The organism is Ferrovibrio terrae (genome assembly GCF_943371255.1).
Taxonomy (GTDB): Bacteria; Pseudomonadota; Alphaproteobacteria; order Ferrovibrionales; family Ferrovibrionaceae; genus Ferrovibrio; species Ferrovibrio terrae_B.
Window position 1 is genome coordinate 1 of the sequence record NZ_CALRUC010000151.1, and the last position, 8,517, is coordinate 8,517.

Below are 8,517 nucleotides of genomic sequence, written 5' to 3' on the forward strand. Positions count from 1 at the left end.
CATGTGCGCGCCTCCACCGGCACTGCCACCTCGCGTGCCAACTGCCATCCCTTCGCCAATGGCCGCTGGCTGTTCATGCATAACGGCCAGATCGGCGGCTATGCGAAACTGCGGCGCCGGCTTGAGGCGCTGATCCCCGACGCGCTGTATGAGCAGCGGCTCGGCACCACGGATTCGGAAGCGATCTTCTATCTGATGCTGAAGCACGGGCTGGACCGCGATCCGCTGGCGGCGATTGCAGCGGCGATTGCCGATGTGCGACGGCTGATGCAGGACGATGGCATCACCGAAGCTTTTCGGATGACGGCGTCGCTCACCGATGGCCGCGCCGTCTATGCCATCCGCTATTCCAGCGATGCCGAACCGCCCAGCCTGTACTGGCATATGGACGAGGGGCGCCTCACCATCGTGTCTGAACCGCTGGACGAACATCCGCAGAAATGGCTGCCGGTGCCGCCCGGCCATGTGCTGGTGGCGGGTGATGCCAGTGAGGTGGCGTTGACCGCCCTGGCCCTGAACTGAAAAAGGCCGGCTTGGGAGCCGGCCTTTTCGCATCAGCTGACAGATAGGGTCAGTCGATCTCGCGAGCGTTCTGCACGATCTTGCCGACTAGGCCATATTCCACGGCCTGCTCCGCACTCATCCAGTAATCGCGGTCGGTGTCCTTCTCCACGCGTTCCAGGGTCTGGCCGGTCTCGCGGGCGAAGATCTCGTTCAGCCGCTTGCGCATGCGGATGATTTCCTTGGCCTGGATGGCGACATCCGAAGCCGTACCGCCGGCGCCGCCGGACGGCTGGTGCAGCAGGAAGCGGGTGTTGGGCAGGGCGAAGCGGTTTTCCTTCTTCGCCGCGGCATAGATCAGCGCCCCGGCCGAAGCGACCCAGCCGGTGCCGACCACGCGCACATCGGGCTTCACGAACTTGATCATGTCGTAGATCGTGTCGCCCGATTCGACATGGCCGCCCTGGCTGTTGATGAAAATGGTAATCGGGTCGTCGCCGGCCGACTGCAGGGCGAGCAGGCGGGCCGAGACTTCCTTGGCGATCTTCTGGTCGATACCGCCATAGATCAGGATGGTGCGCGCCTTGAACAGGCGCTCCTCGATGCCGGGATTTTCCTTCTTGGCCTTTTCGGCCTCGCCGTTCTTCTCCGGCTTGTCGTCGTCTTCGTCATCGAGCCGGCTGTCGGCGGGCTGGGTAATGCGGTTCAGCATGCGGTAAAAGCTCCTGAAAAACGCGCCTGAAATGCTCTCGTCTGGTATCCCATGGGGGCGCCGGGGCTGCAAGGCTCAGGCCCCCGGGGCACCACCCGGAGAGGGGCCGCGGCTAGGCAAAAGCCCGGCTTTTCCGCTAGGCTCCGACCACACTCTCCAGCCGGATAAGAAAGGTCGCCCCATGCTGAAAGGCAAGTCCGCCGTCGTCACCGGTTCCACCAGCGGTATCGGGCTGGGGATCGCCCGGGCGCTGGCCAAGGAAGGCGTCAACCTGATGCTGAACGGGTTCGGCGATGCCGCCGAGATCGAAAAGCTGCGCGCCGGGATCGCCGCCGAGTTCGGCGTCAAGGTGCTCTATGATGGCGCCGACATGAGCAAGGGCGAGGCGATTGCCGCCTTCATCAAGAAGGCCGCCGATGGCCTCGGCGGTGTCGATATCCTGGTCAACAATGCCGGCATCCAGTTCGTCTCCCCGGTGGATGAATTCCCCGAGGCAAAGTGGGAGGCGATCCAGAACATCAATCTCAGCTCCAGCTTCCACACTATCAAGGCGGCGCTGCCGGGCATGAAGCAGAAGGGCTGGGGCCGCATTGTCAATATCGCCTCGGCGCATGGCCTGGTCGCCTCGCCGTTCAAGTCGGCCTATGTGGCGGCCAAGCATGGCCAGGTCGGCCTGACCAAAAGCGTGGCGCTGGAAGTGGCCGAGGCCGGCATCACGGTGAACGCGATCTGCCCGGGCTATGTGCGCACGCCGCTGGTGGAAAACCAGATCGCCGACCAGGCCAAGGTGCACAAGATGTCGCATGAGCAGGTGATCCGCGAGGTGATCCTCGCCGCCCAGCCGACCAAGAAATTCGTCGAGGTGGACGAAGTGGCGGCGCTCGCCGTCTATCTGTGCAGCGACGCGGCCAAGTCGATCACCGGCACGTCGATTGCCATTGATGGCGGCTGGACCGCGCGCTAACCCTCACCCTCCCGTCGCTTCGCGCCGGGTCCCTCCCTCTCCCGCTTGCGGGAGAGGGTTGGGGTGAGGGCCTTCAGCCGCGGCCGAAAATCTCGTCGGCGCGATAGCCCTGCAGATACAGCAGGGCGCTGAGGTCGCCATGGCGGATGTTGATCTTCGCCTGCTGCTGCACCACCGGCTTGGCGTGATAGGCGACGCCGAAACCGGCGGCACCCAGCATGGCGAGGTCGTTGGCGCCGTCGCCCACCGCGATGCAGTCGCTGACTTCGATGCCCTTGGCCCTGGCCACGCGCTGCAGCGCTTCCAGCTTGGCTTCCTTGCCCAGGATCGGCTCGGCGATGCCGGCAATCACATCGTTTTCCAGAATCATGCGATTGGCCTGCTGCTCGTCGAAGCCAAGCTGCTCGGCAATCGGCCCTGTATAGTAATCGAAGCCGCCCGAAACCAGCGCCGTATGCACGCCGTGGCTTTTCAGCGTCGTGATCAGCACATTGGCGCCCGGCATCAGCTTGATGCGCTTGGCGGCATCGTCCAGCAGGCTGGCCGGCTGGCCCTTCAGCAGGGCAACGCGCTCGCGGATCGCGGCATAGAAATCGAGTTCGCCATTCATCGCCTTGCGCGTGATCTCGGCGACCTGCTCTCCGATCTCGGCCAGGTAGGCCAATTCATCCAGCATCTCGTTGCGGATGATGGTCGATTCCATGTCGGCCACCAGCGCCTTCTTGCGGCGGTTGGGCATATTGGCCTGGGCCACCACATCGACCGGTGCGTTGCGCAGCGCGGTTCGCGCCACCTTTTCAGCCTCTTTCAGGTCGACGCCGTCGAAGGGGATGTCGCAGGCGATGCCGGCATCGAGCCAGTCGGCCGGGCCGACCCGGCCGCGGGCGAGCGCCAGCGCATCGCGCACGGCACTGGCCAGCCTAGGCGTCAGCACGGCGTTATGGGGCGCGGTGATCAGGCTGAGAATGTTTTGCATGCGCCACTTCTAGGCCTGTAAAAGGGGCGGCGCAACCGATAGGCCTTCCATATGGACCCCGCCAAAGCCCCGCTGATCGTGCTCGCCGGCCCCACCGCCAGTGGCAAGTCGGCGCTCGGCATCGCCGTGGCCGAGCGGGTCGGCGGCACCATCATCAATGCCGACAGCATGCAGGTGTATCGCGATCTGCGGGTGCTGACGGCGCGGCCAACCGATGCTGAAATGGCCCAGGTGCCGCACCGCCTCTATGGCGTGCTGGACGGCGCCGCCCATGGCACGGCGGCCGTCTGGGTCGGGCTGGCGCGGCAGGCGATTGCCGAGACGATTGCAGAGGGCCGGGTGCCGATCCTGCTGGGCGGCACCGGCATGTATCTGCGCAGCCTGTTCGAGGGGCTGGCCGAGATTCCGGTGATCCCGGACGATATCCGTGCCGCCGCCCGGGCCCGGCTGGATGCAGAAGGCCCGGCCGCCCTGCATGCCGCGCTTGCCGCCGGCGACCCGGCCACCGCCGCCCAGCTGAAAGCCGGCGACAGCCAGCGGCTGGTGCGGGCCTGGGAGGTGCTGCAGGCCACCGGCCGCGGCCTGGCCGCCTGGCAGGCCGAGACGCCGAGCGAACCGCCGCTGGCCAATCCGGTGTTCCGCCTGCTGCTGCAGCCGCCGCGCGACAGTCTGTATGCCCGGATTGACCGGCGTTTCACCGGCATGCTGGAAAACGGCGCCCTTGAGGAAGCCCGCGCGGTGCTGGCCCGCAATGACATCCCGGCCGATGCGCCGATGCGCAAGGCCCATGGACTTCCCGAGCTGATCCAATATCTTAAGGGCGAGATCGGGCTGGATGAGGCGATCCGTATCGGCCAGCTCAACACCCGCCATTATGCCAAACGGCAGACCACCTGGTTCCGGCACCAGTTCGCCGCCGACCTGGTTGTGGAAAAAGACTTAAGTCAGCAAGAAAATTTCAACCTGGAGGCAGAAATCTTTCCATTCATTGTGAGATACCTATTGACCGTGCGCGGAGTGGCCGTTTAGGTTGGCGCCGATTTTCAACGGCCGGAACGGCGTGTTCCGGCCGATTTTCGTCTAAAAGGGCAGTCCGCCCAACGGATTGTCGAATGTTTTGGCGGATTGCCAAAAGGATTGGTTGTCATGTCTACCGCTGCGCAGGCTGCCCAGATGCCGGGTCAGCAGATGTCTGGTGCCGAAATGCTGATCAAGGCCCTGATTGATCAGGGCGTTGAGGTGGTCTTCGGCTATCCGGGCGGCGCGGTGCTGCCGATCTATGACGCGCTGTTCAAGCAGAATGCGATCCGCCACATCCTGGTGCGCCATGAGCAGGGTGCGGTGCATGCCGCCGAAGGCTATGCCCGCTCGACCGGCAAGCCCGGCGTGGTGCTGGTCACCTCAGGCCCCGGCGCCACCAATGCGGTCACCGGCCTGACCGACGCGCTGCTCGATTCGATCCCGATCGTCTGCCTGACCGGACAGGTCGCCACCCATCTGATCGGCAACGACGCCTTCCAGGAATGCGACACCACCGGCATCACCCGGCCCTGCACCAAGCACAACTATCTTGTGAAGAATGTCGACGACCTGTCGCGCATCGTGCATGAGGGTTTCTATGTCGCCACCAACGGCCGCCCCGGCCCGGTGGTGATCGACCTGCCGAAGGATATCCAGGTCGCCCAGGGCACCTATACGGCCAAGGACAATATCCGCCACAAGACCTATCGCCCGCGCGTCGATGGCGAGGATGCCAAGATCAAGGAAGCCGTCGCGCTGATGGCGGCTGCCGAGCGTCCGGTCTTCTACACCGGCGGCGGCATCATCAATGCCGGACCGCGTGCGTCCGAGCTGCTGCGCGAATTCGTGCAACTGACCGGCTTCCCGATCACCAACACGCTGATGGGCCTGGGCGGCTACCCGGCCACCGACCGGCAGTTCCTCGGCATGCTGGGCATGCACGGCACCTGGGAAGCCAATCATGCGATGCATGATTGCGACGTGATGATCAATATCGGTGCGCGGTTTGACGATCGCATCACCGGGCGGCTGAATGCCTTCTCGCCGGGTTCGAAGAAGATCCATGTCGATATCGATCCGTCCTCGCACAACAAGACGGTGCGCTGCGACCTCAACATCGTCGGCGATGCCTGCCGGGTGCTGGAGCAGATGATCGCGGCCTGGAAGCAGGGTGGCTACAAGCCGAACCAGAAGGCGCTCGACACCTGGTGGCAGCAGATCGACCAGTGGCGCGCCCGCGACAGCCTATCGTACAAAAAAGACGCCAAGATCATCAAGCCGCAGCTCGCCATCGAGCGGCTGTATGAGCTGACCAAGAACCAGGACACCTTCATCACCACCGAAGTGGGCCAGCACCAGATGTGGGCGGCCCAGCATTACAAGTTCAACAAGCCGAACCGCTGGATGACCTCGGGCGGGCTGGGCACCATGGGCTACGGCCTGCCGGCCGCCATCGGCGTGCAGCTCGGCCATCCGGGCAAGCTGGTGGTGGATATCGCCGGCGAGGCCTCGATCCTGATGAACATCCAGGAGCTGGGCACCGCGGCGCAGTTCCGCCTGCCGGTGAAGGTGTTCATCCTCAACAACGAATATATGGGCATGGTGCGCCAGTGGCAGCAGCTGTTGCATGGCGGCCGCTATTCCCAGAGCTATTCGGAATCGCTGCCCGATTTCGTCAAGCTGGCCGAGGCCTTCCATTGCCGCGGCCTGCGCGTCACCGATCCGGCCGATCTCGACGGCGTCATCAAGGAGATGATCGCCATCGATGGCCCGGTGGTGGTGGATGTCGCCGTCGACAAGGCGGAGAACTGCTTCCCGATGGTGCCCTCGGGTGCGGCGCATAACGAGATGATCCTCGCCGACGACAAGCCCAAGGATGCGAACAACGCCTCCGTCAGTGAAGAAGGCATGGCCCTCGTCTGAGGCCAGCAGCAAAAAGAAGAACACGTCCCATGTCCGCGCCGCAGCAGCCGATCCAGTCCCATATCCTGTCCGTGCTCGTCGATAACGAGCCCGGCATCCTTGCCCGCGTGGTCGGGCTGTTTTCCGGCCGCGGCTACAATATCGAAAGCCTGACGGTAGCCGAGGTTTCCGATGCAGCCCATCTGTCACGCATCACCGTGGTCACCTCCGGTCCGGCCAGCGTGATTGAGCAGATCAAGGCGCAGCTGGGCCGGCTGGTGCCGGTGCACAACGTGCATGACCTCACCGTCGAGGGCCCGCATATCGCGCGCGAACTGGCGCTGATCAAGGTGGCCGGCACCGGCGAGAAGCGCGTCGAATCCTTGCGCATCGCCGATATCTTCCGCGCCCGCGCGGTCGACAGCACGATCGAATCCTTTGTCTTCGAGCTGACCGGCGCACCGGAGAAGATCACCGCCTTTGTCGAGCTGATGAAGCCGCTCGGCCTGGTCGATGTGTCGCGCACCGGCGTGGTGGCGATCAGCCGCGGCCCCAAGCCGCTGTAAGAATTCCAACCCGATACGAAACAACGACGCTTTTTCGAGGAGAGACTGAGATGCGCGTTTACTACGACCGCGATGCGGACCTGAACCTGATCAAGGGCAAGAAGGTTGTCATCGTTGGCTATGGCAGCCAGGGCCATGCCCATGCGATGAACCTGAAGGACAGCGGCGTGAAGAATATCGCCGTTGCGCTGCGCAAGGGTTCGGCCGGCACCAAGAAGGCCGAAGAGGCCGGCTTCAAGGTGATGACGCCGACCGAGGCCGCCAAATGGGCCGATGTGGTCATGGTGCTGACCCCCGATGAGGGCCAGTCCGACCTGTGGACCAACGACCTGCGCGACAACATGAAGGAAGGCGCAGCCCTTGCCTTCGCGCATGGTCTCAACATCCACTTCAACCTGATCGAGCCGCGCAAGGATCTCGACGTCTTCATGATCGCACCGAAGGGCCCGGGCCACACCGTGCGCTCGGAATACCTCAAGGGCGGCGGCGTGCCGTCGCTGGTCGCCGTGCACCAGAACGCCTCGGGCAACGCGCTTGAGATCGCACTGAGCTATGCCTCGGCCAATGGCGGCGGCAAGGCCGGCATCATCGAGACCACCTTCCAGGAAGAATGCGAAACCGATCTGTTCGGCGAGCAGGTCGTGCTCTGCGGCGGCCTGGTCGAGCTGATCAAGGCCGGCTACGAGACGCTGGTGGAAGCCGGCTACGCTCCGGAAATGGCCTATTTCGAGTGCCTGCATGAAGTGAAGCTGATCGTGGACCTGATCTACGAAGGCGGCATCGCCAACATGAACTACTCGATCTCGAACACGGCCGAATATGGCGAATACGTCACCGGCCCGCGCATCATCACCTCGGAGACCAAGGCCGAGATGAAACGCGTGCTGGACGATATCCAGTCCGGCCGTTTCACCCGCAACTGGATGCTGGAAAACAAGGTCAACCAGACCTCGTTCAAGGCGACCCGCGCCAAGCTGGCCCAGCATCCGATCGAGGAAGTCGGCGCCAAGCTGCGCGCCATGATGCCCTGGATCTCGAAGAACAAGCTGGTCGACAAGGCCCGCTCGAACTAAGCTTGCCGTCAGGCGGTTTGCGAAAGGGGCCGGTAACACGGCCCCTTTTTGCATGGAGGAGGCATGGAACTGATCGCAGCGACGCCGGCCGATATTCCGCTGATCCGGCAGTTTGAGGCCAACCCCGACAATCGCGGCAAGGTCGGGGGCTGGAGCGAGGTCGAGCATGCCGAAGCCATGGCCGATCCGGCCACGCGCTACTGGCTGTTCCGGGTGGAGGGCAGGCCTGTCGGCTTCTGCATCCTGCGCGATCTTTCCGAGCCCCATCGCAACGTGCTGCTCCAGCGCATCATCATCGCTCCGCCGGGTTCAGGCCTCGGTCGGCAGGCGCTGCAGGCCGTGATGCGCTGGTGTTTCCGCGACTGGGGTGCGCATCGTCTTTATCTGCATGTTTTCGTCGACAATGATCGCGCCCGCCATGTCTATCGCTCGCTTGGTTTCAGCGAGGATGGCCTGCATCGTGAAACACTGTTCATGGATGATGCCTGGCGCAGTCAGTATCTGATGTCGATCCTGGATCGCGAATACGCGGCCCGGCAGGACTAGGCCGCGACCGCCGCGCCTTCATGCGCCAGCAGCCAGCGCTTGCGCTCCAGGCCGCCGCCATACTTGATCAGCGTGCCATTGGCCCCGACCAGACGATGGCAGGGCACGACGACGCTGATGGGATTGGCGCCGTTGGCGGCACCCACCGCACGCATCGCCGCAGGCGAGCCCAGCTGCGCCGCCAGCGCACCATAGGTCATCGTCTTGCCGGCCGGTATCTTGCGCAAAGCGGCCCAGACTTTGCGTTGGAAGGATGT

10 protein-coding genes are annotated in these 8,517 nt (G+C 63.9%); 7 read left to right on the top strand and 3 right to left on the bottom strand.

Going from position 1 to position 8,517, the window contains the following annotated elements; genetic code table 11:
* Positions 1–522: class II glutamine amidotransferase (locus tag AAG799_RS21055; RefSeq protein ID WP_341898938.1), on the top strand; the 522-nt coding region annotated here is incomplete at its 5' end.
* A gap of 49 nt (positions 523–571) precedes the next feature.
* Here the strand turns inward: AAG799_RS21055 and AAG799_RS21060 are convergent.
* Positions 572–1,213 (bottom strand): ATP-dependent Clp protease proteolytic subunit, encoded by a 642-nt coding sequence (locus AAG799_RS21060; RefSeq protein WP_341898940.1) that lies wholly within the window; start codon positions 1,211–1,213, stop codon positions 572–574.
* A 181-nt stretch (positions 1,214–1,394) separates the two neighbouring features.
* Here AAG799_RS21060 and AAG799_RS21065 point away from each other — a divergent pair, with 181 nt between their 5' ends.
* Positions 1,395–2,177 (top strand): 3-hydroxybutyrate dehydrogenase, encoded by a 783-nt coding sequence (locus AAG799_RS21065; protein WP_341898941.1) that lies wholly within the window; start codon positions 1,395–1,397, stop codon positions 2,175–2,177.
* Positions 2,178–2,250: 73 nt separating this feature from the next.
* Here AAG799_RS21065 and serB read toward each other — a convergent pair whose 3' ends face one another.
* On the bottom strand, positions 2,251–3,153 hold the full coding sequence (serB, locus tag AAG799_RS21070) for a phosphoserine phosphatase SerB (protein ID WP_341898942.1): 903 nt from the start codon (positions 3,151–3,153) through the stop codon (positions 2,251–2,253).
* A gap of 51 nt (positions 3,154–3,204) precedes the next feature.
* Between serB and miaA the strand changes: the two genes are divergently transcribed.
* The 5 genes from miaA to AAG799_RS21095 all read left to right on the top strand — a co-directional run bounded on the left by miaA (position 3,205) and on the right by AAG799_RS21095 (position 8,260).
* On the top strand, positions 3,205–4,182 hold the full coding sequence (gene miaA / locus AAG799_RS21075) for a tRNA (adenosine(37)-N6)-dimethylallyltransferase MiaA (protein WP_341898943.1): 978 nt from the start codon (positions 3,205–3,207) through the stop codon (positions 4,180–4,182).
* A gap of 144 nt (positions 4,183–4,326) precedes the next feature.
* Positions 4,327–6,096, top strand: a complete 1,770-nt coding sequence (locus tag AAG799_RS21080) for an acetolactate synthase 3 large subunit (protein WP_341898952.1) — start codon at positions 4,327–4,329, stop codon at positions 6,094–6,096.
* A 29-nt stretch (positions 6,097–6,125) separates the two neighbouring features.
* Positions 6,126–6,641: an acetolactate synthase small subunit gene (ilvN, locus tag AAG799_RS21085; RefSeq protein WP_341898945.1), complete on the top strand. Its 516-nt coding sequence runs from the start codon at positions 6,126–6,128 to the stop codon at positions 6,639–6,641.
* Between the two features lie 50 nt (positions 6,642–6,691).
* Positions 6,692–7,714, top strand: a complete 1,023-nt coding sequence (ilvC, locus tag AAG799_RS21090; protein ID WP_341898946.1) for a ketol-acid reductoisomerase — start codon at positions 6,692–6,694, stop codon at positions 7,712–7,714.
* 63 nt (positions 7,715–7,777) lie between these two features.
* Complete coding sequence (locus AAG799_RS21095; RefSeq protein ID WP_341898948.1) at positions 7,778–8,260, top strand: GNAT family protein; 483 nt, start codon at positions 7,778–7,780, stop codon at positions 8,258–8,260.
* Here AAG799_RS21095 and AAG799_RS21100 read toward each other — a convergent pair.
* The coding region (locus tag AAG799_RS21100) for a methylated-DNA--[protein]-cysteine S-methyltransferase (protein WP_341898950.1) at positions 8,257–8,517 on the bottom strand (261 nt) is incomplete at its 5' end. The two genes, AAG799_RS21095 and AAG799_RS21100, sit on opposite strands and share 4 nt — an antisense overlap.

Bases quoted from the DNA above. Each gene is read 5' to 3' on its own strand.
- miaA (WP_341898943.1), top strand. From the start codon at position 3,205: ATGGACCCCGCCAAAGCCCCGCTGATCGTGCTCGCCGGCCCCACCGCC.
- serB (WP_341898942.1), bottom strand. From the start codon at position 3,153: ATGCAAAACATTCTCAGCCTGATCACCGCGCCCCATAACGCCGTGCTG.
- AAG799_RS21060 (WP_341898940.1), bottom strand. From the start codon at position 1,213: ATGCTGAACCGCATTACCCAGCCCGCCGACAGCCGGCTCGATGACGAA.
- ilvN (WP_341898945.1), top strand. From the start codon at position 6,126: ATGTCCGCGCCGCAGCAGCCGATCCAGTCCCATATCCTGTCCGTGCTC.
- AAG799_RS21065 (WP_341898941.1), top strand. From the start codon at position 1,395: ATGCTGAAAGGCAAGTCCGCCGTCGTCACCGGTTCCACCAGCGGTATC.
- AAG799_RS21080 (WP_341898952.1), top strand. From the start codon at position 4,327: ATGCCGGGTCAGCAGATGTCTGGTGCCGAAATGCTGATCAAGGCCCTG.
- AAG799_RS21095 (WP_341898948.1), top strand. From the start codon at position 7,778: ATGGAACTGATCGCAGCGACGCCGGCCGATATTCCGCTGATCCGGCAG.
- ilvC (WP_341898946.1), top strand. From the start codon at position 6,692: ATGCGCGTTTACTACGACCGCGATGCGGACCTGAACCTGATCAAGGGC.